The organism is Halorubellus amylolyticus, from assembly GCF_034808145.1.
GTDB lineage: Archaea > Halobacteriota > Halobacteria > Halobacteriales > Natrialbaceae > Halorubellus.
In genome coordinates this window covers 45,577-70,102 of sequence record NZ_JAXHGM010000011.1, presented here as the reverse complement: position 1 = coordinate 70,102, position 24,526 = coordinate 45,577, and the positions used below count along the sequence as shown (strand labels likewise).

Here is a 24,526-nt window from a genome sequence, read left to right as displayed (position 1 = left end):
GGTTTTTCCACCGACATTCTGGACGAACGGGCGGGAGTAGTGGACGGCTACGTGCCAGGAGCCCATCCGACGACCGGGTCGTGTCGCCCGACAACCGTGTTGCGTGTTCTCTATACCCTCGGCGCGGTCGCGACCGAATCGACGTCGTCGTGCGGGAGATTTTTGCCGCCGGGGTCGTTCTGGTTCGGCAAATGAAACGACGGGGGGTGCTGGCCGCCGTACTGGCGACGAGCGGCTGTCTCAGACTGAGCGGGTCGACGACGGAGAGGACCGAGCGCGCGACGGGCGAGACGACCGGAGGAATCGAGGAGCCAGCGACGCGAACGACGACCACCGACACGGCGTCCGACGACGGAGTCGAGACGAGCGAGGCGCCAGGGGCGTGGGGCCAACTCGGGTACGACGCGACGAACGCCGGGTTCGTCGACGCGAAGCCGGTCGACCGCCCGGTCTACACCGAGTGGACGCGTGAGTTCGACATCGAGACGCCGTACGCGCCGGTGGTCGACGGCGACCGCGTCTACCTCATCGGGGAACGCGAAACGGACGCCGGCGTCGTCCGCACGCTCGACGCGACGACCGGCGAGGACGTCTGGCGGACGACCGTCGACGGGTGGCCGTCGTGCCAGCCCGCGGTCGCCGACGGCACCGTTTACGCCGGCGTCGGCAGCACCCTGTACGCGTTCGACGCCGAAGACGGCCGCGTCGTCTGGCAGTCGCCTCCAGACACCAGGGTCAGCGGCGTGTACGCCGTCACGGTTCACGACGGCGTCGTCTACGTCGGGACTGGGAGCGGCGAAGCGACGGTGTACGCGTTCGACGCCGAAGACGGCGCACTGCAGTGGACGAACGCCGTCCCCGGCGTGGCGACGACGCCGGCGGTCGGTGAGGAGGTCGTCCTCACGTCGTATCACGAAGTCGCCGCCGACGTCCGACGGCTCCGCGGCATCGACGCGTCCTCGGGCGAGACGGCGTGGGAGTACGCGTTCGAGGCGGGCGGCCGCACCGAGAGCGCGCCCGCGGTCGTCGACGGGACCGCGTACCTGGGCGTCGAGAGCGGCGCGATCGTCGCGGTCGACGCCACGGACGGGAGCGAGCGCTGGCGCACCGTCGTCGACGCAGTGGAGGCGGGCTGTTCGGTCGGCCCGGCTCACGCGTTCGTCGCGACCCGGAGTGCCGGGACCGGCGAGTCCCCAAACCGTGGGGTTCGTGCGCTCGACCGGGAGACGGGCGAGACGGTGTGGCGCTCGGGGTCGATAAGCCGGCTTCGCACCGAGAGTCCAGTGGCCGTGGTCGGCGACGTCCTGTACGGCGTTGACCACGCTGGTGGCGTCCACGCGCTCGACCGCGAGACGGGCGAGGCGCGCTGGCAGTTGACGACGAACGCCGGCAGCCTCTCCGCGCCCGCCGTCGCCGGCGGCCGCGTGTATGCGACCGGCGAGCGCGGGTGCGTCGCCGTGGCGACGCGCGAGGTGAACGAATGAGCGGCGAGCACGGTGACGGACGTCGCCGGCGGTCACGTCGTCGCGTCCTGGCCGCACTTGCTGTGGGCGGTCTCGCTGGGTGTCTGCGGCTGGAGTCCCAGGACGACACGGCGACGTCGACGACGGCCGCGACGTCGACTGTGAGGGCGACCGCAGACGCCGACACCGAGACGGAGTCGACGGAGACGTCGGGGTCGACGACGGTCTCAGCGCCGCCCGAGACGGATTGGCCGCAGTTCCAGGCCGACGCCGGGAACCGCGGGTACGTCCAGGACGCGGTCGGGCCGACCGAGTCACCGGACCTCGCCTGGCAGGTCAACGCGGGCGGGGACGGGGCCGCGGTGATGGACGGCGTCGCGTACACGGGGTTCGACCTGACGGCGGTCGATGCGGCGTCGGGCGAGTCGCTGTTCGAGACGTACACCGGTCGGACGACGCCGGCGGTTGGCGACGGCGTGGCGTTCGTCGGCAACGACGACGCCCTCGTCGCCGTCGAGACGGACGGCGGCGACACCGCGTGGGAGGTGGCCGTCGAGGGCACCGTCACGGCCCCGACGCTCGCGGACGGCAGCGTCTACGTGGGGGCCGTCGACGAGTACGAGGACGGGTTCACCGTCGGCGTGCACGCGTTCGACGCGGACGACGGATCGCGGCGGTGGCTGACCGAAACGGACGTCGGCGTCGAGCGGCCGGTAGCGTGCGACGGCGACCGCGTCCTCGCGGCGCTCGGCGGCCGCACGCTCGTCGCTCTCGACGCCGGCGACGGCAGGGAACGCTGGCGGGTGGACGGTGTCAGTCGGTTCTCCGCGCCGACGCTCGTCGACGACACCGTCTACATCGTCGGGGACGGCGACCGCGAGAACGCGCTGCTCGCGCTCGACGCCACCGACGGCAGCGTGCAGTGGTCGTTCGCGCTCGGCGGCGACGGTCACGTCTCTCCGGCCGTCACCGAAGACCGCGTGTACGTCGGTACGACGGAGGACCAGGCGATGTACGCCGTCGACCGCGCCGACGGCACGCGCTGGTGGCGCGCGAGCATCGACGGCTGGGCGCTCGGCTCGCCCGCAGTAACCGCCGACACGGTCTACGTCGGCACGCGCAACGGTACCGTTCACGCGCTCGCGGTCGGTGACGCCGCGGAACGATTCGTGGTCGACCTCGGCAGTGAGACGGTCGCCTCGCCGGCCGTCGCCTCCGGTCGACTCTTGGTATCCACGGACAGGGTCACGTACGCCTTCGAGTGACGACAGCGGGATGTTGAGCCCGAACGGCCGGGGAGAAGCCCGCGTTCAGTCCGACGCGACGCGCCGCGCCTGCTCCCGGGCTTCCTCGACGCTCTTGCCGTCACGCAGCACGGCGTCGACGAACAGTTCCCCAGCCTTGTACGACGACCGAACCATCGGGCCCGACGCGCAGTAGAGGAAGTCCATCTCGTCCTCGGCGACCGCACGCCACGTGTCGAACTCGTCGGGCGTGACGTACCGCTCGACGTCCAGGTGCGTGCGCGACGGCTGGAGGTACTGGCCGAGCGTCACGACGTCCAGGTCGATCTCGCGGAGGTCGCCGAGCGTCTGGTAGATCTCGTGGTGGTACTCGCCGACGCCGAGCATCAGGCTCGTCTTCGTGTACACGTCAGACTCCTGGCTCACCTGCTCGAGCACCGAGAGCGATTGCTCGTAGCCGGCGCGGCGGTCGCGCACGGGGTGCTGGAGGCGTTCGACGGTCTCGACGTTGTGCGCGAACACGTCCGGGCCGGCGTCGATGATCTTCCGGACGAGCTCGGGGTCGCCCTGGAAGTCCGGCGTCAGGACCTCGACGAGGATGCCGGGGTGGCGGCGTTTTATCTCGCGGACGGTCTCCGCGAAGTGCGCGGCGCCCTGGTCGGGGAGGTCGTCCCGGTCCACAGAGGTGAGGACGACGTAGTCCAGGCCGATCTCGGCGATGGCGTCCGCGACGTTCGCGGGCTCGTCGGGGTCCAGGGGCTCCATCCCGCCGGTCTCGACGTCGCAGAAGTTGCAGGTGCGCGAGCACCGGTGCCCCATGAGCATGAACGTCGCCGTGCCGCCCTCTCCCGACCCGTTCCGGCCGCTCCAGCACTCTCCGAGGTTCGGGCAGTTCGCCTCCTCGCAGACCGTGTTCAGGTCGTGGTCGCGGAGGGTCTGCTTGATGTCCGCGAACTCGCGACCCGACGGCGGCCGCATCTTGAGCCAGTCGGGCTTGCGCGAACGACTCATGGCAGTAACTGCGGGATGGGTTGGGTTAAAGCGTGGGGTTCCACGCGTCACGAGGTCGCGCTCCGCGGCGCGGTCCCGGCGACGTACCCGTCGGGGTCGCGGACGAAGGCGGTGACGTGCTCGCGGACGTCGTCGCCGTGGCCGAAGACGAGGTGGCCGCCGGTCTCGTACGCGCGGAGGACGCCGTTGGGAGTGCGGTCGGCGAAGCGCGCGGCGTCGCTGAAGTCGGCGAGCGGGTCGTCCTCGGCGTGGACGACGAGCGTCGGCACGGCGACGTCGGCGGGGTCGTAGTCGTCCGCGTGGTCGACGACGTGGAGGTTGGTGAAATCGGCGTCGACGGCGACGCCCGCCCGGCGGGGAGCGACCGGGAACAGCGTGTCGAGGAGGGCGTCGACGCGGTCGCGGTCCGCGGGCGCGGCGCGCTGCCAGTCGCCGCGAGAGACCCCGAACAGTCGGCGGAGGAGCCGGGGTGCGCGAGAGCGCAGCAACCAGAAGACGGGGTCGCGCAGGAGCGGCGTCGGCGGCCCCGTGGGACCGTCGCGCTCGCGGTCGCTCGGCGTGGCGGCGGCGAGGAGGACGAGCCCGCGCGTTCGCTCGGGGAACGCGAGCGCGAACCGGATGGCGGCGGGTGCGCCGGCGGACGTTCCGACGACGACGGTGTCGTCGACGCCCCGGTCGTCGAGCAGGCCGGCGAACGCGCGGGCCTGCGTCGACGGCGACGGGTACGTCGGTATCGTGGACCCGAGGTACCCGAAGCGCGACGGGGCGACGATGCGGGCGTCGTCGACGAGGGCGCTCCCGACTCGCATCGCCTGGTCGCACCCGCCGACGATGCCGTGCGAGACGAGCACGGGCGTGCCGGAGCCGCGTTCGCGGTGCTCGACGTCACCGACTGGCGTGTGCGCGACGCGGTGCTCGTCCGGGTCGACGCGGGCGTACGCGGCGTCGCGCTCGGCGCGGTAGGTGCCGTACCCGCGAGCGAGCACGGCGAGCGCGGTGGCGCCCGCGGCGACGGCGGCCGCGGTCACGACGGTGCGCCGTGACGAACTCGGTCCGTCGTCGACGTGGTCGTCTCGGGCGGCGTCCGCGAGCGCGTCGTCGCGGCCGAAGCGGTCGGGGACGAGGCGGTCCGGAATCAAGCGGTCTGGGACGAGGCGGTCGGAGCCGGAGCGGTCGGACGACATGGTCGTTCGCGTATGTGGTTCGTTGTGCGCGCGTGTAGGTCTGGGTCGTGGTTCTCGCCGTACGGGAACGGCTGCCGTCGGTTCGGCTCCGGTTCGACCATGCGATGTCAAGGCGACGAAAGCCCTGCTAAAACCAATCGCGATTTCCGATAGAGTTTAGTGGATGGTGTGCACCATATTGCCAAAGGCAATGCTAGACGTCTCCCCGGAGGAGATCACCGACGGATCAATCCTCCGAGCTCTCCTCCTCCTCGCCACCCCCCTGGTCCTCCAGAACGTCGTTCAGTTCGCGCAGCTGATAGTCGACGCCCTCTTCCTCGGTCGCGTCGGCGAGGAGGCCGTGGCCGCGGTCGGCTTCGTCTTCCCGCTGACGAGCGTGATGCTCGCGGTCATCATCATGCCGTTCGTCGGCACGCAGGTCGTCGTCAGCCAGCGCGTCGGCGCCGACGACGAATCCGGTGCGCGCCGCGTCGCCGCCAACGGCGTCGCGCTCGCGATCGCCGTCGCCGTCCCCGTGCTCGCCGCCGTCGTCCTCGCCGGCCCGTGGCTCGTCGAGACCGCGGTCGAACTCCTGAACCCGACCGACGGCATCGCGGACCTCGCAAGCATCTACCTCGTCACGTACGCGCTCGCCGTCCCGTTCATCGCCGTGTCGGACACGCTCGAAGGCGCGTTCGTCGGCTGGGGCGACTCGCGCGCGGCGCTCTACGTGAACGTCGTCGCCGTCGCCGTGAACCTCGCACTCGACCCGATCCTCATCTTCGGGTGGGACGCCATCGGGATGCCCGCGTACGGCGTCCAGGGTGCGGCGCTCGCGACCGCCATCGGGTACGCCGCCGGCATGGCGCTCGTCATCGGGTTCGCGGTCGGACTCCGGGACACGTTCACGCTCTCGCGCTCGGACCTCTCGTTCGACGCCGGGGCGTGGCGGGAGCTCGTCGACGTCGGGTACCCGAACTCGCTCCAGCGCGTGTCGAAGGACGGCGTGAAGGTCGCGATGGTCGCGCTCGTCTTCTACGCGGGCGGTGGCGCGGCGATGGCGGCGTACACCATCGGCGTCCGCGTCTCCGCGATCGCGTGGATTCCCGCGAGCGGCCTCCAGCAGGCCGCTCAGAGCGTCGTCGGCCAGAACCTCGGCGCCGGGAACCCGTCGCGAGCGAAGGAGACGACGTGGGTCGGGGTCGCCATCGCCGCGATCGGTCTCGGCGGTATCGGCGTCGTCCAGTGGCTCGTCCCGGAGGCGCTCGCGACGCTGTTCATCCCCGGCGTGTCCGGTGATGCGCTCCGGTACACGGTCGCGTACCTCCAGATCCTCGCGGTCGGCTACTGGGCTATCGGCGCGAGCTACCTCCTCCAAGGCGGGTTCAACGCGGCGCGGCGCACGAAGACGAGTCTCGTCGCGAGTCTCGCGCAGAACTGGGGCGTCCGCCTCCCGATCGCGGTCGTCGGCATCGGTCTCCTCGGTGGTGGCGCTATCGCGGCGTTCTGGGCGGTGACGCTCTCGAACGTCGCCGTCGCGCTCGGGCTCGCCACGTACTATCGGTACAAGACGAGTCACGGGATGCTCGACCGTGCCGCGGAGACCGCGGACGCGAGCAGCGCGTAGCCGAGCGGTCCGGGTCGGCGCGGCCGTCGGGCGGTTGGGCGGCCGACACGACTATACTCGTCGCCGTTCGCTCCTTAGTGGATGCGAGATAGGGTGTGTCCCATCGAGGAGTGTACGGCGACCGTCCGGTTCGACGCGGCCGTGGTCGAGGTGACGCCGCGGTATCGCCTGCACGATCTCGGAGAGGTCGACGAGTTCGCGACCTGCCCGGAGTGCGACGCGGCGGTCGCGGGGTACTATCCGGAGGTGGAGAAGGACGGTGACGTGGAGCTCATCCTCGACATCGACGACGACGAGGATGAGGGCGAGGACGCTGCCGACGACGGGGACGCTGGCGATGACGCTGGGGTCGACGGAGGCGCTGGCGTTGATGCTGCCGACGGCGAGCGCGGCGGGTTCGATGCGGCGAGTGACGGCTTCGACGACCCGGACGACGTTCTCGACGATGCCGTGGCGGTCGACGACGTCACCGTCGACGCGGAGGACGAGGACGCTGCCTTCGGGTCGGTCGACGACGAGTGACGGGTTACCGGTCAGCGCGGCGTCGATGGCCGCGTCGACGCGGCGGTGCGGCCCGGGACGGAAACGCCTTTGCCGCGTGCTCTCTCCGTACCTATCAGGATGGAGGTCGCCGAGGTCGTCCCGGAGTTCGCGGAGGCGTTCGCGTTCGAGGAGTTCAATCCGATGCAGCGCGAGGCCTTGCCCGCGTTGCTCGAGCGCGACGAGAACGTGGTGGCGAGCGCGCCGACCGCGAGCGGGAAGACCGCGCTCGCCGAACTCGCGATCTGTGACGCGCTCGCCGACGACGGCACGGCGTTGTTCGTCGCGCCGATGCGCGCGCTCACGAACGAGAAGGAGAGCGAGTGGGAGCGCTTCGAGGACCTCGGGTACTCGGTGTACGTCGTCACGGGCGAACGCGACCTGAACCCGCGTCGGGCGCGGCACGCGGACGTGCTCGTGATGACGCCCGAGAAGCTCGACTCGGCGACCCGGAAGCACGATTCGGCGCGGTACGACTTCGTGACGGACGTGGACGTCGTCGTCATCGACGAGGTCCACCTGCTGGACTCGGACAAGCGCGGGCCGGTGCTGGAGGTGACGGTGAGTCGACTGCGGCGGCTCTGCGACCCGCGCGTCGTGGCGCTGTCGGCGACGATGCCGAACGTCGAGGACGTCGCGGCGTGGTTGGACGCCCCGCCGGAGTGCACGTTCGAGTTCGACGAGTCGTATCGGCCCGTGGACTTGAACGCGGGCGTGAAGACGTACACGCACGGCGACAACTCGTTCGCGGACAAGTACCGGCGGCTGTATCGGGCGCTCGACCTCGCGGAACCGCACGTGCGCGAGGACGGCCAGGCGCTCGTGTTCGTGTCCTCCCGCCAGGACACCGTGCAGGCCGCGAAGAAGGCGCGGGACGAGGTCGCGGAGCGCGACGTCCCGATGGGCGCCCGCGGCGACTACGACTTCCACACCGAAGCCGAGGAGCTGCAGAACGAGACCCTGAAGAACAGCGTGCTCGACGGGGTCGCGTTCCATCACGCGGGCCTGTCGAAGGGCGACAAGGACCGCGTCGAGCAGTGGTTCAAGGAGGGGAAGATCCAGTTGCTGTTCTCGACGTCGACGCTCGCGTGGGGCGTGAACCTCCCCGCCAGGTGCGTCGTCATCCGGGACACGAAGCTCCACGACCCCCTGGAGGGCGAGGTGGACATGAGTCCGCTGGACGTCCTCCAGATGCTCGGCCGGGCGGGCCGGCCGGGGTACGACGACGTCGGGTACGGGTGGGTGGTCTGCGACCGCGCGGACGCCGACAAGTACCGGCGCCTGCTCCGGGAAGGGAAGGACATCGAATCGCGGCTGGCGGACAACCTGGACGCGCACCTGAACGCGGAGATCGCGATGGGAACGATCCGCGACCTCGACGACGTCATGACGTGGCTGGAGACGACGTTCTACTACGTGCGGGCGTCGTCGGCGCCCGACCGGTACGACTTCGAGGGGCTCCGCGAGTACGTCCGCGAGAAGCTGGAGGGGCTCGTCGACGGCGGGTTCGTGGACGCGAGCGAGGACCTGTCGCTGTCGGCGACCTCGCTGGGGATGCTCGCGTCGAAGTTCTACCTGCGGCTCGACACGGCGGCGCGGTTCCGCGAGCTCGCGACGCGTGACGCTCGCGTGGACGCCGACGCGGTCCTGGGGGCGGTGGCGACGGCGACCGAGTTCGATTCGGTGAGCGCGCGCCAGAGCGAGAAGGAGGCGGTGGACGCGGTGCTCGTCGGGCGCGACACGGGCGAGATGGACCCCGGGCAGCGGAAGGTGCTCGCCATCGTCTCCTCGACGATGACGGGGTCGACGCCCGCGGAGTTGCGCTCTGACGCGTGGGTCATCAAGCAGAACGCGCTGCGCTTGCTGGGGGCGTCGCGGGCGTTCTTGGAGCGGTTCGCGGACGGGCACGCGGCGAACGTCGCGGAGCGCGTCGCGGCCAGAGTGGAGAACGGCGTGAGCGCGGACGCGGTCGGGTTGACGGCGGTCGACGGCGTCGGGTCGGGGCGCGCGAGCAAGCTCGCGACGGAGGGGTACGCGACCCCCGGTGACCTCGCGGCTGCGGGCGTCGAGGAGCTCGAGACCGCTGGGCTGTCGGCGGGCGTCGCGGAGCGCGTCGTCGAGTCCGCGAGCGACCTGCCGGCGCCCCGCGTCGAGTGGGGGGCGTTCCCCGACGGCATCGCGCGCGGCGAGAACGACCACCGCGAGGTCCGCGTGGTGAACGACGGCGGCGGCGGGAACGCGCACCTCCGCGTCACCGTCAACGGCGTGGAGATGACGGAGACGGAGACGTACCTCGGCGACGAGGCGACGCTCCCGGTCGCGGTGTTCGGCGCGAACGACGACGAGCTCACGTACGAGGTCTCCGTCGCGTTCCCCGACTATCCGCTCGTGCCCGTGACGGCGACGCGGACGGTGGAGGTGGAGTAACCATGGGCGCGGCCGACCCGGGCGACGAGTCCGCGACCGACCGCATCACGGCCGCCGACGCATCCGATGCCGACGACGCGCCGGCGACGGACGCCGAGGAGCGCGTCGACGTCGTGTGGTTCCCCGCGGACGACGACTACGTCGTGGTCGCGGCGGGCGACGGCGACCGCGCGGTGAACTTCCACCGGTACGGCCGGTTGATCGTCGCCGGCATCGGCGCGCTGTTCGCGACGCTCGGCGTCGTCATCCTCCACGGGGTCGTCACCGCGAACACCGCGCTCGCGTGGCCCGTCTCGGGCGTCGTCTTCGGCGTCGGCGCGCTCGCCGCGACCGCGTACGTCTACTGGCGGTACGACCCCGACGCCCCGCCGGAGGTCGTCGCGCGCGACGAACCCGTCGACAGCGCGCGAGACGAGTTCGACTTCGAGGACTGACCCACTTGCTGGCATACGGCGACCCTCAGGTCGCCGTTCGAGGTGCGCTACCTCGGCTCGCGGCGGCTACTCACTCGCTGGCCGTGTGCTCGATGTAGTCATACCGCTCGACGAACACCGGATACGAAATCGTCCACCGCTGCTCATCGAGCGGCACCGTCACGTGGACCGTCTCGGGCGCCGTCTCGACGAGTTCGGTGATCGAGCGCGCAGGGGTCACCGTCTCGTTACCGAAGTGCTCCGAGTAGGTCACGTGACGCACGTCGACGTGCGTGTCCGTTCGTTCGCCCGAATGGTACACGCGGACGGCGTCGTAGTCGACGACGGACGGGTCGAATCGGTCGACGACCACGGCCTGGGCCGCGCGCTCGCCCTGCTCGGTGGCCCACCGCTCGGCGTCCCAGTAGTGCGGGTCGTCGGGGTCGCCGTGGTCGAAGTAGACGGTGTCGTTCGACGGCACGTAGCGAGTGTCGGGCGGCCAGCCGGTTAGCGTTCGACTGGCGGGCTCGCCGGTGGCGCGCATCCGTTCGCCGTGTTCGAGCGGCGGGTCGTCGTCCAGCAGACCGGAGACGCAGCCGCTGGTCGCGGCGAGCGCACCGCTGAGGAGGGCGAGCGCGCGACGGCGGGTGGACATGCACCGCGGGTTCGACCACGCGAGCGAAGTGCTTTGGGGTGATAGCCATGCGGCGGCTTGGGTTTCGTCGTCGAGTCGAATCGTCGGCGTCCTCACCCGGTCGTGGTCGGGTCGACGTAGTTCTCTCGCTGCACGTACACCGGGAAGCGCGTCGTCTGCGAGCGGTCGGCGAACTCGACGGTGACGGCGAGCGTCTTCGGGAGGTCCTCGACGAGCCTGGTCGTGTCGAGTTCGGGGTCTATCGTTCCGGTCTCCCAGGCGTTGCGCGGTCGCGTGACGTGCCGGACGACGAGGCGTGGATCGGTCCAGTCGTCGGGCGTCTCGACGCCGATTCCGGCCCGGTCGAGGAGTCCCGACTCGAACCGATATTTGAGGAATCCGCGACCCGCAAGCGCCGCCTCGTGTGCCGCCCACTCTCGGAACGGCCATCTTCCACCGTCGAGGACGAAGCCCCCGGTCGTCGTCGACTCGCCCTGATCGGTCTCGGTGGACGCGACGTACGCGACGTCATCGTCCGTGACCTGCTTCGTGACGCGTTCGGGGTCGCCTCTGGCACGGAGTCGTTCGCCATGTTCGAGCGGTGGGTCGCTGTCGCCGTCATCGGTTACGCAACCGCTGGTCGCGGTGAGCGCGCCGGCGAGGAGGGCGAGGGCGCGGCGACGGGCGGGCATACGCCGCGAATGCGACCGGGCGAGCGAAGTGCTTTGGGGTACGGCGGGTCGGGTGGCGGCGTGGCGCGACTCGCCGCGTCGACCGCAACCTACACGCCGCGGGCGCGTCTCGACGCCGGTATGTCACCGACCGTCGACGACCTCCGGAACGAGATCCGCGCCGCGACCGGCCGCCACGAACGCCTCGTCTCCACGGGGTTCACGAAGGAGGCGCTCGCCGCCATCTGCACCGAACTAGGGAACGACGTCGGCGACGGCCAGCTCCCGACGAAGGAACTGATGCGCGCGGAGATTCGCGCACGGGTCGGGCTCGCGGACGACGCCGACCCCGAGACCGAAGGGAGCGCGTTCCGGAAGGCCGATCTGGAAGCCATCGCGGAGGCGCTCGACGGCGAGTAGGGCACTCCCGTCAGCGACCCTGGTGAGCCACGCAGGAGCGGTCGCGACCCGTCGTCTCCGCGTCCGGTTTGCAGTCCACGGGAATCTCCACCTGGCTCCTTGGGCCTGGACGGTCACGTTTCGAGCAGAGATGGCTCCAGGAACGGACTCGCGGACGCTCGACGTGGTGTATCGGTGCTTCGAGCATCCGCTCCGTCGAGCCGTACTCCGGCAGCTGGTGGCGCGGGCCGACGAGACGGCGACGCTCGACGGACTCGTGACCGCGCTCGACGCGACGACGCCGCACGACGTGGAGGACATCCGAATCGGACTCTACCACGTCCACCTGCCGATGCTCGACGACCTCGACGCATGGAACGAGACCGTCCGGTACCGCCCGAACGTGACGACGTCGCGGGTCATCGAACGAGAGCTATCGCGGAGCAGCGATGGGGCGTGACGACGGCCGCAACCACCCAGGTGCGCGACTCGCATGCCTGCGATAGGCTGGATCGGTGACCGAGGCGAGTGCGACTCGAGGCCATCGCGGGTACGGTCGCGGTGCTGTTCGATTGCGGTCACGGTGCTGTGCGGTTGCGGTCGAGTCCAGCGCGACTACCGCGAGCGCCGGCGGCGCCCGCGGTCTTTTTTCAGCAACGTCTTTTCAAGGAGTGGTGTCTCCGAGGGTCACCCGACGCAGAAAAGAGGTTGTTAGTCGTCGTCGGCTGCGGTGGCGTTTTCGTCGCTGGTGGGGTTCTGGCAGGGGTCGGTGGCGAAGCGGCGGGCGTCGCGGACGACGGCTTGGCCGAGGTCGCGGAGGCGGTCCTCGATGTCGGGGTCGGTGATGGCGCGGTCGTCGAGTTCGGTGGGGTCGGGGCTGAACTTGCTGGAGGCGTTCCGGATGCCGACCTGTTCGGGGACGACGTGGCCGTGGACGCCGCGGGCGGTGGCTCGCATGTGGTCGAGGGTGCTGGCGTAGCTGCCGCCGCCGGCGGTGGCGACGAGGCCGACGACGGTGTCCTCGTACTCGTCCCAGCCGCAGTGGTCGTGGAAGTTCTTGAGGGCGCCGGTGAAGGTGCCGTGGTAGACGGGGGAGCCGAGGATGACGGCGTCGGCGTCCGCTACGGTCGCCAGGTGCTCGGAGACGCCCTGGTCGTCGGCGTCGGGGTCGTACATGGGGACGTCGGCGGTGCGGAGGTCGAGGAGGGTGGTGGTGGCGCCGGCGGTCTCGGCGGCGTCGAGCGCGTACGTGAGTGCGGTTCGCGTGTAGGACGCCTCGCGGAGGCTTCCGCAGACGGCGACGACGGAGACGGCTGTCATTGCCCGGTCTTGGGGGTGCGGGTGGTTAAGCCCCGCGTCATCGGTGGCGTCGTGTTGCCGCGGCGACGCGTCGAGAAAGTTGTATGGTACCGAAGCACATGCTTGGGGTATGGAGTCAGCCGGTCCGTACGCGGACGCCGAGAACCGGCACGTCGCGACGCGCGTCGTCGACGCGATAGACAACGGGAGCGACCCGACCGCCGCACTCGACCTGCTCGCCGACGACGTCCGCGTCGTCCAGCCGGGTCGTGGCGTGGACGAGCGCGGTCGAGCGGCGGCCGTGGACTGCTGGACGCGCTGGCACGCCGGCCTCCCGGACTACCGCGAGGACGTCGAGCAGGTCGTCTGCGACGGCGACACCGTCGTCGTCTTCGCGACGTGTCGCGGGACGCACGTCGGCGAGCTCGACGGCATCCCGTCGACGGGCCACGCCGTCGAGGTGCCGCGCGTCCACCGGTTCCGCGTGAGCGACGGGCACGTCGTCGAGTGGTGGACGCTCACCGACCGGAGCGCGGTCGCCGAACAGCTCGGCGTCCGGCCGACGACCCTCGGCGGCCTCACTCGCGCCGGCCTCTCCGCGATAAAGCGCGCGGTGAAACGATAGCTGACGCGACGCGGTCACCGCCACCGCGGTCCTGTGGCTGTGGCGACACGGCTATTGACCTGGGAGGAGCACACACGCGTAGGTTCCGGTGGGGAACCCACGGTGCGCCGCGACGGCCGCCCTACCGGCCGTCGCGGTCGTCGGATGGCGATGCGTCACCGTCGCGCGACGCGAACACGGCGACCGCGAGCAGGACGTACCCCGCCTCGTTCCCCTGCGCGAGCAGGGACACGGCACCGGTCGCCAGCGTCATCCGTACCTTCGTTCGTATCGAGAGACACCTCCGCCGGTATCGGGTGTCGACGCAGAGCGGCGTGCGCCGCGCCCGCGTGGCCGGGTCGACGACCGAGAGCGCGGACTCGCGCCGGGTGGCGCTATCGGTGATTACGAACGGCCATCGGAAAAGGACGAGCGTAGTGCGGTGAAAGTGAAAGTGAAACCGGGAACGACGCGTCGCCGCACGCTCGACCCACCAGCGCGTTCGGATGCCGTGGCGGGGTTTTTTCGCATCGGCCGGCCTTCGGTCGCACATGGACGCCATCTCCTTCGGGACCGACGGCTGGCGTGCGACGCTCGACGAGTTCACCGACCGCCGCGTCCGCATCGTCGCACAGGCCGTCGCCAGTCACCTCCGCGAGACCGGCCGCGAGGGCGAGACCGTCGGCGTCGGCTACGACGCCCGCGAGACCAGCGAGGGCTTCGCCGAAGAGCTCGCTCGCGTCCTCTGCGCGAACGGGTTCGACGTCCTCATGCCCGAGCGCGACCGCCCCACGCCCCAGCTCGCGTGGGCGATAAACGAGCGCGACCTCGCCGGCGGCTGCATGATCACCGCGAGCCACAACCCGCCCGAGTACAACGGCGTGAAGTTCGTCACCGACGACGGCTCGCCGGCGCTCGGGGACGTCACGGACTCCATCGTCTCCCACCTCGCCGAACCCGACCCGCTCCCCGAGGACGAGTGGGGCGACGTCGAACGCGTCGACATGGTCGGCCCGCACTTCGAGCAGTGCAGGCGCCGGGTCGCCGACGTCTGCGACGCCGACCCCGACGGCGAGTTCCTCGACGACCTCCACGTCGTCTACGACGCCATCCACGGCTCCGGCCGCGACGTCACCGACCGCCTCCTCGCTGACGCCGGCGCGACCGTCGACCGACTGCGCTGCGACCGCGACCCCGAGTTCGGCGGCGCACACCCCGAACCCAGCGAGTCGAACCTCCAAGGGCTCGTCGACGCCGTCCGCGAGCGCGACGCCGACCTCGGGATCGCGAACGACGGCGACGCCGACCGCATCGCCGTCGTCACCCCCGATGGCTTCCTCGACGAGAACCTCTTCTTCGCCGCCGTCTACGACTACCTGCTGGAGTCCAGCAGCGGGAGCGCGGTACGGACCGTGTCGACGACGTTCCTCGTCGACCGCGTCGCCGACGCCCACGGCGAGACCGTCCACGAGACCCCCGTCGGGTTCAAGTACGTCGCCGACGCGATGCGCGACCACGACCCGCTGATGGCCGGCGAGGAGTCCGGCGGGTTCGCCGTCCGCGGCCACCTCCGCCAGAAGGACGGCGTCTTCATGGCGTTACTCGCTGCCGCCGCGGCGAGCGAACGACCCCTCCAGATGCGCGTCGACGACCTCCTCGCGGAACACGGCGAGATACACCAGGGGAAGGTCAGCGTCGACTGTCCGGACGACCGCAAGGCGGGCGTGCTCGGCGACCTCGAGGACCACATCCCCGAGGCCGTCGCGGGCGAACCCGTCGCCGACGTCGTCACCGTCGACGGCTTCAAGCTCCTCCTCGAGGACGGCTCGTGGACGCTCATGCGACCGAGCGGCACCGAACCGAAACTCCGCGTGTACGCCGAAGCGGGCAGCGAAGCGCGCGTCGACGAACTGCTCGACGCCGGCCGCGACCTCGTCGAACCGCTCGTCTGAGCGCTCGACGCGAACCCACGGTCGGCGGAACTGTTTTGTTCTCGACCGTTATCGATGTCGACATGACAGCCGGAGATGGCCTCGGCGAGATGCAGCGACTGCTGTCGGAGGACTTCGGTGCGAGGACCGGACGCGGAACCCCGGAGAGCATCTCGCTCGTGCTCCTCGGGCTCTTCCTCGCGGGCGCCATCGGGTGCGCCGTCGGCTACTACGGTCCCGGTCTCCCAGCCGACCACAGCGTCAACCTCGCCGTCCCCTACGCCGCCCTCGCGATGCTCCTGTACGTGTTCTCGGTCGCCGCCGGTCCCGTGCACGTCCTCGAACGACTGCTCGCCAGCGCCACGACGTTCGCGTGGTTCTACGCGATGGTACTCGACGGACACGTCGTCCGACGCACCGTCGACGCCGACCCGACGCTCTCGATACTCGTCCCCGCCACGGTCGTCGTCGTCGCCGTCGCACACCTCACCTGGCGGTCGGGCGTCCTCGACGGCCTCCGCTGGCCTCGCGACGTCTACCCTCGCACGCGGAACCTCGCGCTCATCTACGCGCCGACGATCTACTTCGCAACCTGGGACGTCGCCACCGCACTCTGAGCAGCCCTCGAACGACCATCCGTCACACCGACGGTTCAAGGGCGATGCCGCGGCCAACGTCCGCGTGCCCGCTCGCCGGGCGTGCGAGGAGCCGAGACGGGAGCGGTGGACGCCCTCGCACGCCGCCGTCGTCCACCCTGCTCGCCACCTCACTCGCGACGCGACGTGACCTCCTAGAGCGATTTCTCCCCCCAGAGTCGCCCGTCATCGCTCGCACCAGCCACGACGTCGAAGTCGAGCGCGTCGTAGAACGCCCGAACGCGCGGCGCGAACGCCACCGTGAGCCGCCGCTCGCGTTCGAGCGCCCCAGCGACGAGCGCCCGACCCACGCCCCGTCCGCGTCGCCGACGCCTGACCGCGACCGCATCGACGTGCATGCCGACGCCCGCAGCGATGGCCTCGGGGAGCGCGACGCCGTCGAACGGGACGAGCACGAGCGCACCCACCACGCGGTCGTCGACCGCACCGTCAGCACCGCGAGCACCGGCACGACCGGTGGCCGCGACGAGGACGTTCCCGCGAGCGACCGCGTCGCTCACGGCGTCAGTCTCGAGTATCGCCGCGTCCAGCACTCGCCGCACCGCCAGTTCCTCGTCACCGGCCGCCTCGCGCACCACCACGTCCGGGTCGCGACCCGCCGGCACGGTCATCCCTCGCGGTGCTCGTCGACCGCCGCCAGGAGGTCGTCGACGCTCGGCCGGTCGAACGTCGACCGGCCCGCGTACGACCACACCACCTCGGGGCCCGCTTCGGCGTCGCGACAATCGACGAGAATCGCCTCCGGCATCCGACCGAGGAAGTCGCTCCACTCGCCGAGGAACCCGTATCGTACCGGCTGGTCGTACGCGTCACCGACCCCGACCTCGGGGTCCGCGAGCAACGGGTACGGGAGGTCGTACGCGTCCTGCCACTCCTGGACGTTCTCGCGTGGTTCCGGGACGACCGACACGACCTCCGCGTTCCGTTCGACGAACGCGTCGTAGCGCGCGGCCACCGACTGGACCTGCTCGCGGCAGTTCGTACAGTAGTGGTCGCGCTGGAGCAAGACGAGGACGAAGTCGTGGTCGGTCGCGAGCGCAGCCAGCGAGAGCGGGTCCGCGCCGGGGCCGACGTTCGCGAGCTCGAAGTCGGGGGCAGTCGACATCGCGCTAGCCTCCCTTCACGAGTCGAAGCACGGTCACGTGGTCGACGTCCACGGGTTGGTCCTCGGGGACGGGACGCCCGTCGACGAGGACCGTGACCTCGTGCGGACTCAACTCGACCGCGGACAGGAGGTCCGCGTACGTCGCGTCCGTCGACGCGTCGACCACGAGTTCGCTCTCGCCTTTCACGTCCACGGTCACCTGCATACCCCAGAGTATCGGGCGAGCGCGCTTCAGGGTATCGGGAGTCGCCGACGCGGAGACCGAGGGCGGGGAGTGGTCAGGCCGTGGAGGCGTCGGTCGTCGCGCCGCGGCGGGCGTTCCGATGGTCGCGGCGGTAGCCGTCGAGCACCAGCGCGATGGCGCCGAGGCCGACGAGGAACACCGCGAACGTCAGTATCCCGCCGAGGATCGGGACGAACCCGACGAGTGCGGCGACGAGGAGACCGACCGCGAGCGCCAGCCAGTCGTTCTCGACGTCGAGTCGGCCGAGCGTCCACGACGCGGCCGCGAACCAGCCGTAGACGACCGCGGTCCACGCGACGAGCGCGAACAGCATCGCACCCAGTATCGTCAGTGGGATGCCGACGATGGTGATCGCGAGCGCGACGAGCACGACGGGAACGGCGACGAGCGTCGCGAACCCGAACGCGCCGGCGCGAACGGGCGTGTCGGTGACGGTCCGGGCGACCTTCCGGGTGGTGCCGGGGAACGCGACGAGGAGGACCGCACCGAGGACGAGGTTCGCGAGGAACCCGTAGATAGCGCCGGCGCTATCGGGAACGGGCGAGAACTGGAACTCGTTCTGGCCGATGGAGTCGTCGCGGACGACGTCGCCCGCGATGGCGGCGCCACTGCGCTGCGTGAGGTCGCCGTCGTACCTGAGTTCGCCGCCGACTCTCGCGCTGTCGGCGACGAGGATGGTGTCCGCGCCGACGGTGACGTCGCCGTCGACCTGCCCGGCGAGCGTCGCGTCGGCCGCCCCGACGTCCACGCTCCCACCGACGGTTGCGGCGTCGCCGAGCACGAACGTCGCGACGCCCGCCGACACGTCACCGCGGACCTCGCCGTCGATGCTGAGGCTGGCGGCGGCGACGTTCACGTCGCCCGTGACGACGCCGCTCTCGCTGATGCGGACGTCCGCGGCGGCGCCGGAGAGGTCGCCGTTCACGGTCCCGTGAACGACGACGGTCGCGGCGGCGACGTCGAGACCGTCGACGGTCTCGCCGGGGCCGACGGTGACGGTCGACCCGGCGCGCGTCTCCGCGGCGGCGAGACCGGGAGCGGTCGTGAGCGCGAGCACGAGGAGTACGACGAGCGCGGTGGCTCGCCTGGAGTACGTGGGGCCCATACGTATCGCTACGACGGAGTGGCGCATAATCGGGACCCTTCCTTCTCAAGGGGAGAGAACCACGCACCGCGTTCGGCGACAGCGCGCGCTCGCGTCGACGGCGAGGACGCGCCGTGACGCCTCCCGCGCCGTGGTCCGTCCAGCGTCTCGGGGGCTTTATCAGCGACAGGGCCGTGCCCGACAGTATGAGCGAGTCCGCGGACGCAGGGGACCGACCCGCCGGGAAGACAGAGGTCTGGATCGAGAAGTACCGGCCGGAGTCCCTCGCCGACGTCGTCGGGCACGAGGACATCATCGACCGCATCGAGAGCTACGTCCGGAAGAACGACCTCCCCCACCTCATGTTCGCGGGGCCGGCGGGCGTCGGGAAGACGGCCACTAGCGTCAGTATTGCCAAAGAGGTCTACGGCGACGATTGGCGGGAGAACTTTCTGGAGCTGAACGCGTCGGACCAGCGCGGTATCGACGTCGTCCGCGACCGCATCAAGAACTTCGCGCGGTCGTCGTTCGGGGGGTACGAGTACCGCATCATCTTCCTGGACGAGGCGGACGCGCTCACGTCGGACGCGCAGTCGGCGTTGCGACGGACGATGGAGCAGTTCTCGAACAACACGCGGTTCATCCTGTCGTGTAACTACTCGAGTCAGATCATCGACCCAATCCAATCGCGGTGTGCGGTGTTCCGGTTCTCGCCGCTGGGCGACGACGCGGTGGCGGCGCAGGTGCGGAAGATCGCGGACGACGAGGGGCTGGAGGTGACCGACGACGGCGTGAACGCGCTCGTGTACGCGGCGGACGGCGACATGCGGCGGGCCATCAACGCGCTGCAGGCGGCGTCGGTGACGGACGAGGTGGTGGACGAAGCGACGGTGTACGCGATCACGTCGACGGCGCGTCCGGAGGAGGTCGAGGAGATGGTGTCGCTGGCGATCGAGGGGGACTTCGTGGCGTCGCGGTCGCGGTTGGACGAGTTGCTGACCGAGCGCGGGCTGGCGGGCGGGGACATCATCGACCAGTTGCATCGGTCGGCGTGGGAGTTCGATCTGGACGACAAGGCGACGGTTCGTCTCATGGATCGCCTCGGGGAGGCGGACTTCCGTATCACGGAGGGTGCGAGCGAGCGGATCCAGCTGGAGGCGTTGCTCGCGTCGCTCGCGCGGTAGGTGTCGAGCGCGTTCGAGCGGCTCGGAGACGTTCGAGTGACCGTCGTTCGCTTGGTGGTAGAACCGACTGTTCGTTCGTTCGAGTCGTTCTCGTGATGATTTTACGCCGAGCCGTGATTCTCGGCCGGGAGTTTTATTCCGTGGTCTAGCAAGGGTTGTGCTGGGCAGTAATCACCATGACGGATGACACGTCGGTCCTCGTCGTCGAGGACAACGCCGAGCTCGCCTGGCTGTACGCGTCCTGGACGCCCGCGGACTGGTCGGTGGCGACCGTGACAAACGGCGAGGACGCCGTTCCGGCGGTCGACGAGTCGACGGACGTCGTGGTGCTCGACCGACGCCTCCCCGGGTGCTCGGGCGACGAGGTGCTCGAACGGGTACGTGAAGCCGGGTACGACTGTCAGGTCGTCATCGTGACGGCGGTCGACCCGGACTTCGACATCGTCGAGATGGGGTTCGACGACTACCTCGTCAAGCCCGTCGACCGGGAGACGTTCGAGCGGACGCTCGAGCGGTTGCTCGCGCGCTCCGCGTACGACGAGGAGTTGCGTGCGTACTACGCGGCGGTGTCCAAGCTCGCGGTCCTCGAGACGCACAAGACGCCCGACGAGCTGGCGGCGTCCGCCGAGTACGACGACCTCCGCGAGCGTGCTCGACGCCGCGGCGGCCGCGCGGACGACCTGCTGGACGACCTGCTCGCCGAGTCCGCCGCGGGCTCGCAGGTGTTCCGCGGGCTCCTCGAATCGGCGACGCAGTGATCGGGTACCGGCGCCCTCGACCGGGCGAAACCGCCCGCGTGCGGGGTTCCCGGAACTGTTTTACGCGCCGCGAGGCGACAGTGAGCCAAGAATGAGTGAGCTCGAGGAAGAGTATCGCCTCGATTATTTCGAGGAGAACGGGTTCGTGCGCAAGGAGTGCACGGACTGTGGTGCGTACTTCTGGACGCGCGATCACGACCGCGAGACGTGCGGGGAGCCGCCGTGCGAGGACTACGCGTTCATCGACGACCCCGGGTTCGACGAGCCGTACAGTCTGGAGGAGATGCGGGAGGCGTTCCTGTCGTTCTTCGAGACGAACGACCACGAGCGCATCGACCCGTACCCGGTCGCGGCGAACCGCTGGCGGGACGACGTCCTCCTGACGCAGGCGTCGATCTACGACTTCCAGCCGCTCGTGACGAGCGGCGAGACGCCACCGCCGGCGAACCCGCTCACGATCAGTCAGCCCTGTATCCGGATGCAGGACATCGACAACGTCGGGAAGACCGGCCGGCACACGATGGCGTTCGAGATGATGGCGCATCACGCGTTCAACGCTCGCGAGGACATCGAGGACCCCGAGCGGTACGCGTACGAGGGCGAGGTGTACTGGAAGGACGAGTGCGTCGAGTACTGCGACGAGTTCTTCGAGTCCATGGGTGCGAACCTCGACGAGATCGTGTATATCGAGGACCCGTGGGTCGGTGGCGGGAACGCCGGCCCGGCGATCGAGGTCATCTACAAGGGCGCGGAGCTGGCGACGCTCGTCTTCATGTCGATGGAGCAGGACCCGGAGGGAGAGTACGAGATGAAGGACGGGAACACGTACTCGCCGATGGATACGTACATCGTTGACACCGGGTACGGGCTGGAGCGGTGGACGTGGATGAGTCAGGGGACGCCGACGGTGTACGAGGCGGTGTACCCGGACATGATCGCGTTCCTGAAGGAGAACGCGGGCGTCGAGCTCTCCGAGGACGAGGCCGAGCTCGTGCATCGTGCGGCGAAGCTCGCGGGCCACATGGACATCGACGAGGCCGAGGACATGGAGACGGCGCGGGACACCATCGCCGAGAAGCTCGACGTCCCCGTGAGCGAACTGGAGGCGCTCATGGAGCCGCTGGAGGACATCTACGCCATCGCGGACCACTGCCGGACCCTGGCGTACATGTTCGGTGACGGGATCGTGCCGAGCAACGTCTCCACGGGGTACCTGGCGCGGATGGTGCTCCGGCGGACGAAGCGCCTCGTCGACGGGGTGGGCGTGGACGCGCCGCTGGACGAGCTCGTGGACATGCAGGCGAAGCGCCTCGAATACGAGAACCGCGACACCATCCGGGACATCGTTCGGACGGAGGTCGAGAAGTACCGGGAGACGCTCGAACGCGGCGGTCGGAAGGTCGAGCAGCTCGCCGAGGAGTACGCGCGAAAGAGCGAGCCGATCCCGACGAGCGAGCTCATCGAGCTCTACGACAGTCACGGCATCCAGCCGGACATGGTCGAGGAGATCGCGAGCGAGTCGGGCGCGGCCGTGAACGTCCCGGACGACTTCTACTCGCTGGTCGCGCAGCGCCACGACTCCGAGGAGGCGTTCGAGGACGAGGGGAGCGACGGCGACGACCGTATCGACGACCTCCCGAAGACGGAGCGGTTGTACTACGACGACCAGCAGCGCACGGAGTTCGAGGCGGTGGTGCTGGACGTGTTCGAGCGCGAGGACGGGTTCGACGTGGTGCTCGACCAGACGATGTTCTACCCCGAGGGCGGTGGGCAGCCCGCGGACACGGGGTCGTTGTCGGACGACGACGGGACGTACACCGTGGAGGTCGAGGACGTCCAGATCCGCGGTGGCGTCATCCTGCATCGGACGGACGAGCGGCCGGAGAAGGGCGACATCGTCCGCGGCCAGTTGGACACGCATCGCCGCCGGCAGTTGATGCGGAATCACACGGCGACGCACGTCGTCATCCACGCGGCCCGGCGGGTGCTCGGCGAGCACATCCGGCAGGCTGGCGCGCAGAAGGGCGTCGATTCCTCGCGGATCGACGTCCATCACTACGAGCGCATCGACCGCGAGGACGTCAAACGCATCGAGCACGTCGCGAACGAGATCGTGATGGAGAACACGCCGGTCACGCAGGAGTGGCCGGACCGGCACGACGCGGAGGCCGAGCACGGGTTCGGCCTCTACCAGGGCGGTATCCCGCCGGGCGAGAACATCCGTCTCATCCACGTCGCGGACGACGTGCAGGCGTGTGGTGGGACGCACGTCGCGCGTACCGGCGACATCGGGACGATCAAGGTCCGGAACGCGGAGCGCGTTCAGGACGGCGTGGAGCGGTTGACGTTCGCGGCCGGGGAGGCCGCGATATCGTACACGCAGGAGGCCGAGGACGCGCTGTACGACGCGGCCGACGTGCTCGACGTGAATCCGGGGGAGGTCCCGGAGACCGCGGAGCGGTTCTTCGAGGAGTGGAAGGCGCGAGGGAAGGAGATAGAGGAGTTGAAGGAGGAGCTCGCGGCGGTCCGCGCGAGCGGTGCTGGTGACGCGGAGGAGGTCGACGTCGATGGGACGCCGGCGGTCGTCCAGCGGCTGGACGCGGACACGGACGAGTTGCGGGCGACGGCGAACGCGCTCGTCGACGAGGGGAAGATCGCGGTGTTCGGCTCCGGCGGCGGCGGGAGCGCGCAGTTCGTCGTCGCGGTTCCCGACGACGCGGGCGTGAACGCCGGCGAGGTCGTCGGCGAGCTAGCTGGCAGGGTCGGCGGCGGCGGCGGCGGCCCGCCGGACTTCGCACAGGGCGGCGGCCCGGACGTCGACGCGCTCGACGACGCGCTCGACGACGCGGCCGACGTCCTGCGTGCCGTGAAGAACGCCTGACGCGGTTCTCGAAGCTCGTTTTCGACGGCGGTTCGGGTCGGCTCTCCGGGCGGACGTCGCCGCTAGCTACCTGCGGAAGTGGCGGAGGTGTCGTCGGCGTCTTTCCACTCGCCGACGCCGGCCGGGTCGAGGTGGACGTGGACGTCGGAGACCGGTTCGACGTGGCGGACGCGTTCTCGGAGCTCCGATTCGATGTCGTGGGCTTCGACGATGGTCAGTTCTCGGTCCACTTCCGCGTGGAACTCGACCTCGATGACGTGCCCGGAGTAATAGGCGACGAAGTCGTGCAGACCGTTGACCGCGGCGTGGTCGCGGATCCGGGCCTTGATCTCCTGTTGCTCCGACTCGGGGGGTGCGCTGTCGGCGAGATACTGGACGTTCTCGCGCGATATCTCGACGCCTTGGTGGACGACGAGCAGGCTCACGACGCCGCCGGCTATCGGGTCGAAGATCGGGTGGCCGGCCGCCATGGCGATGACGCCGGCGAGGGCCGCGCCGGTCGTGTACAGGTCGTTGAGGCTGTCGGTGGCGAGCGCGCTGAGGCTCGGCAATTGGAGTTCCTGGTTCACGTGCTGCGTGTACCAGTAGCAGACGTACATGTCGGCGAGAGCGAACAGGAGACCGACGACGAGCCACAGGCTGTACTCGGCGGTGGTGCCGGTGAGCAGCGAGTTGGCGGAGTCGTACAGGAGTTTGAGTCCGAGGAGGACCAGGACGCCGCCGACGAAGAGCGCGGAGAGCGGCTCGAACCGGGCGTGGCCGTGCGGGTGAGAATCGTCGGCATCTCCGTGGGCGGCCCGTCCGAGGAACAGGACGACGCCGCTGGCGAGGAGGTCGGCGATGGAGTGCGCCGCGTCGGCGGTGAGCGCGAGGCTGCCGGTGAGCAGGCCGATAGAGCCCTCGACGAGTATCTTGAGGGCGTTCAACAGGACGTTGGCCCAGGAGACCTTGAGGAAGGCCTCGCGCGTGTCCGTCATCGGACGCGGATTTCTCTCATCCACACTTAAGAGCGGCCATTAGGGAGGTAGAACGGTGTTTTTGACTTAGTCTAAACCTCGCGGTCGTTCGCGACGGTCGCATCGCTCGACGTCGACAGTCGGCGACGACGGACCGGTGGCTGCGTGGTCGTTGGAAGGTCGCACCCCCGAATCGGGGGGCGCGATGCGGAATGATAGTGGCGTATCCCAG

The 24,526-nt window shown here is 69.9% G+C and carries 25 protein-coding genes; 14 read left to right on the top strand and 11 right to left on the bottom strand.

Annotation, left to right across the window (positions count from 1 at the left end; genetic code table 11):
- The first annotated feature begins 191 nt into the window (after positions 1–191).
- Positions 192–1,484 carry an outer membrane protein assembly factor BamB family protein gene (locus tag SM754_RS17830; protein WP_323677506.1) on the top strand — a complete coding sequence of 431 codons (1,293 nt, stop codon included), beginning with the start codon at positions 192–194 and terminating at the stop codon, positions 1,482–1,484.
- A complete protein-coding gene (locus SM754_RS17825) occupies positions 1,481–2,728 on the top strand; it encodes an outer membrane protein assembly factor BamB family protein (RefSeq protein WP_323677505.1) in 1,248 nt (415 codons plus the stop codon). The genes SM754_RS17830 and SM754_RS17825 overlap by 4 nt, the downstream gene beginning before the upstream one ends.
- A gap of 45 nt (positions 2,729–2,773) precedes the next feature.
- Here the strand turns inward: SM754_RS17825 and lipA are convergent, their stop codons facing one another.
- Together lipA and SM754_RS17815 are read right to left on the bottom strand one after the other, a co-directional pair.
- Positions 2,774–3,718 carry a lipoyl synthase gene (gene lipA / locus SM754_RS17820; RefSeq protein WP_323677504.1) on the bottom strand — a complete coding sequence of 315 codons (945 nt, stop codon included), beginning with the start codon at positions 3,716–3,718 and terminating at the stop codon, positions 2,774–2,776.
- Between the two features lie 47 nt (positions 3,719–3,765).
- Positions 3,766–4,902 carry an alpha/beta fold hydrolase gene (locus SM754_RS17815; RefSeq protein WP_323677503.1) on the bottom strand — a complete coding sequence of 379 codons (1,137 nt, stop codon included), beginning with the start codon at positions 4,900–4,902 and terminating at the stop codon, positions 3,766–3,768.
- A gap of 190 nt (positions 4,903–5,092) precedes the next feature.
- Between SM754_RS17815 and SM754_RS17810 the strand changes: the two genes are divergently transcribed.
- The 4 genes from SM754_RS17810 (at position 5,093) to SM754_RS17795 (ending at position 9,909) form a co-directional block, all read left to right on the top strand.
- Complete coding sequence (locus SM754_RS17810) at positions 5,093–6,508, top strand: MATE family efflux transporter (RefSeq protein WP_323677502.1); 1,416 nt, start codon at positions 5,093–5,095, stop codon at positions 6,506–6,508.
- A gap of 81 nt (positions 6,509–6,589) precedes the next feature.
- Positions 6,590–7,030 carry a hypothetical protein gene (locus SM754_RS17805; protein ID WP_323677501.1) on the top strand — a complete coding sequence of 147 codons (441 nt, stop codon included), beginning with the start codon at positions 6,590–6,592 and terminating at the stop codon, positions 7,028–7,030.
- A gap of 99 nt (positions 7,031–7,129) precedes the next feature.
- Positions 7,130–9,475, top strand: coding sequence for a DEAD/DEAH box helicase (locus SM754_RS17800; protein ID WP_323677500.1), 2,346 nt, complete (start codon positions 7,130–7,132; stop codon positions 9,473–9,475).
- A gap of 2 nt (positions 9,476–9,477) precedes the next feature.
- A complete protein-coding gene (locus SM754_RS17795; RefSeq protein ID WP_323677499.1) occupies positions 9,478–9,909 on the top strand; it encodes a hypothetical protein in 432 nt (143 codons plus the stop codon).
- A 70-nt stretch (positions 9,910–9,979) separates the two neighbouring features.
- Here SM754_RS17795 and SM754_RS17790 read toward each other — a convergent pair whose 3' ends face one another.
- Together SM754_RS17790 and SM754_RS17785 are read right to left on the bottom strand one after the other, a co-directional pair.
- Positions 9,980–10,543: a hypothetical protein gene (locus SM754_RS17790; RefSeq protein ID WP_323677498.1), complete on the bottom strand. Its 564-nt coding sequence runs from the start codon at positions 10,541–10,543 to the stop codon at positions 9,980–9,982.
- A 92-nt stretch (positions 10,544–10,635) separates the two neighbouring features.
- Positions 10,636–11,214, bottom strand: a complete 579-nt coding sequence (locus SM754_RS17785) for a hypothetical protein (protein ID WP_323677497.1) — start codon at positions 11,212–11,214, stop codon at positions 10,636–10,638.
- Positions 11,215–11,334: 120 nt separating this feature from the next.
- Between SM754_RS17785 and SM754_RS17780 the strand changes: the two genes are divergently transcribed.
- Both SM754_RS17780 and SM754_RS17775 read left to right on the top strand, forming a co-directional pair.
- Positions 11,335–11,613, top strand: a complete 279-nt coding sequence (locus tag SM754_RS17780) for a hypothetical protein (RefSeq protein ID WP_323677496.1) — start codon at positions 11,335–11,337, stop codon at positions 11,611–11,613.
- A gap of 130 nt (positions 11,614–11,743) precedes the next feature.
- A complete protein-coding gene (locus tag SM754_RS17775) occupies positions 11,744–12,052 on the top strand; it encodes a hypothetical protein (RefSeq protein WP_323677495.1) in 309 nt (102 codons plus the stop codon).
- Between the two features lie 251 nt (positions 12,053–12,303).
- Here SM754_RS17775 and SM754_RS17770 read toward each other — a convergent pair whose 3' ends face one another.
- Positions 12,304–12,912: an NADPH-dependent FMN reductase gene (locus tag SM754_RS17770; RefSeq protein ID WP_323677494.1), complete on the bottom strand. Its 609-nt coding sequence runs from the start codon at positions 12,910–12,912 to the stop codon at positions 12,304–12,306.
- A gap of 109 nt (positions 12,913–13,021) precedes the next feature.
- Here SM754_RS17770 and SM754_RS17765 point away from each other — a divergent pair, with 109 nt between their 5' ends.
- Positions 13,022–13,516 (top strand): ester cyclase, encoded by a 495-nt coding sequence (locus SM754_RS17765; RefSeq protein ID WP_323677493.1) that lies wholly within the window; start codon positions 13,022–13,024, stop codon positions 13,514–13,516.
- A gap of 121 nt (positions 13,517–13,637) precedes the next feature.
- Here the strand turns inward: SM754_RS17765 and SM754_RS17760 are convergent, their stop codons facing one another.
- Complete coding sequence (locus tag SM754_RS17760) at positions 13,638–13,769, bottom strand: hypothetical protein (protein ID WP_323677492.1); 132 nt, start codon at positions 13,767–13,769, stop codon at positions 13,638–13,640.
- Positions 13,770–14,046: 277 nt separating this feature from the next.
- Between SM754_RS17760 and SM754_RS17755 the strand changes: the two genes are divergently transcribed.
- Both SM754_RS17755 and SM754_RS17750 read left to right on the top strand, forming a co-directional pair.
- Positions 14,047–15,447 (top strand): phosphoglucomutase/phosphomannomutase family protein, encoded by a 1,401-nt coding sequence (locus SM754_RS17755; RefSeq protein ID WP_323677491.1) that lies wholly within the window; start codon positions 14,047–14,049, stop codon positions 15,445–15,447.
- Between the two features lie 62 nt (positions 15,448–15,509).
- Complete coding sequence (locus SM754_RS17750; protein ID WP_323677490.1) at positions 15,510–16,043, top strand: hypothetical protein; 534 nt, start codon at positions 15,510–15,512, stop codon at positions 16,041–16,043.
- Between the two features lie 173 nt (positions 16,044–16,216).
- Here the strand turns inward: SM754_RS17750 and SM754_RS17745 are convergent, their stop codons facing one another.
- The 4 genes from SM754_RS17745 to SM754_RS17730 form a co-directional block, all read right to left on the bottom strand.
- A complete protein-coding gene (locus SM754_RS17745) occupies positions 16,217–16,687 on the bottom strand; it encodes a GNAT family N-acetyltransferase (protein ID WP_323677489.1) in 471 nt (156 codons plus the stop codon).
- Positions 16,688–16,689: 2 nt separating this feature from the next.
- Entirely contained in the window at positions 16,690–17,187 is a 498-nt protein-coding gene (locus SM754_RS17740) for a redoxin domain-containing protein (protein WP_323677488.1), read from the bottom strand.
- Positions 17,188–17,191: 4 nt separating this feature from the next.
- Positions 17,192–17,392, bottom strand: a complete 201-nt coding sequence (gene samp2 / locus SM754_RS17735) for a ubiquitin-like small modifier protein SAMP2 (RefSeq protein ID WP_323677487.1) — start codon at positions 17,390–17,392, stop codon at positions 17,192–17,194.
- Between the two features lie 73 nt (positions 17,393–17,465).
- Positions 17,466–18,536 carry a bactofilin family protein gene (locus tag SM754_RS17730; RefSeq protein WP_323677486.1) on the bottom strand — a complete coding sequence of 357 codons (1,071 nt, stop codon included), beginning with the start codon at positions 18,534–18,536 and terminating at the stop codon, positions 17,466–17,468.
- Positions 18,537–18,721: 185 nt separating this feature from the next.
- Between SM754_RS17730 and SM754_RS17725 the strand changes: the two genes are divergently transcribed.
- The 3 genes from SM754_RS17725 to alaS all read left to right on the top strand — a co-directional run bounded on the left by SM754_RS17725 (position 18,722) and on the right by alaS (position 23,338).
- Positions 18,722–19,699: a replication factor C small subunit gene (locus SM754_RS17725; RefSeq protein ID WP_323677485.1), complete on the top strand. Its 978-nt coding sequence runs from the start codon at positions 18,722–18,724 to the stop codon at positions 19,697–19,699.
- Positions 19,700–19,875: 176 nt separating this feature from the next.
- Positions 19,876–20,457, top strand: a complete 582-nt coding sequence (locus tag SM754_RS17720) for a HalX domain-containing protein (protein ID WP_323677484.1) — start codon at positions 19,876–19,878, stop codon at positions 20,455–20,457.
- Between the two features lie 91 nt (positions 20,458–20,548).
- The gene (gene alaS, locus SM754_RS17715) at positions 20,549–23,338 is read left to right on the top strand and encodes an alanine--tRNA ligase (RefSeq protein WP_323677483.1); all 2,790 of its coding nucleotides are present in this window, start codon (positions 20,549–20,551) and stop codon (positions 23,336–23,338) included.
- Between the two features lie 62 nt (positions 23,339–23,400).
- Here alaS and SM754_RS17710 read toward each other — a convergent pair whose 3' ends face one another.
- On the bottom strand, positions 23,401–24,315 hold the full coding sequence (locus tag SM754_RS17710) for a cation diffusion facilitator family transporter (RefSeq protein ID WP_323677482.1): 915 nt from the start codon (positions 24,313–24,315) through the stop codon (positions 23,401–23,403).
- Between the last annotated feature and the right edge of the window lie 211 nt (positions 24,316–24,526).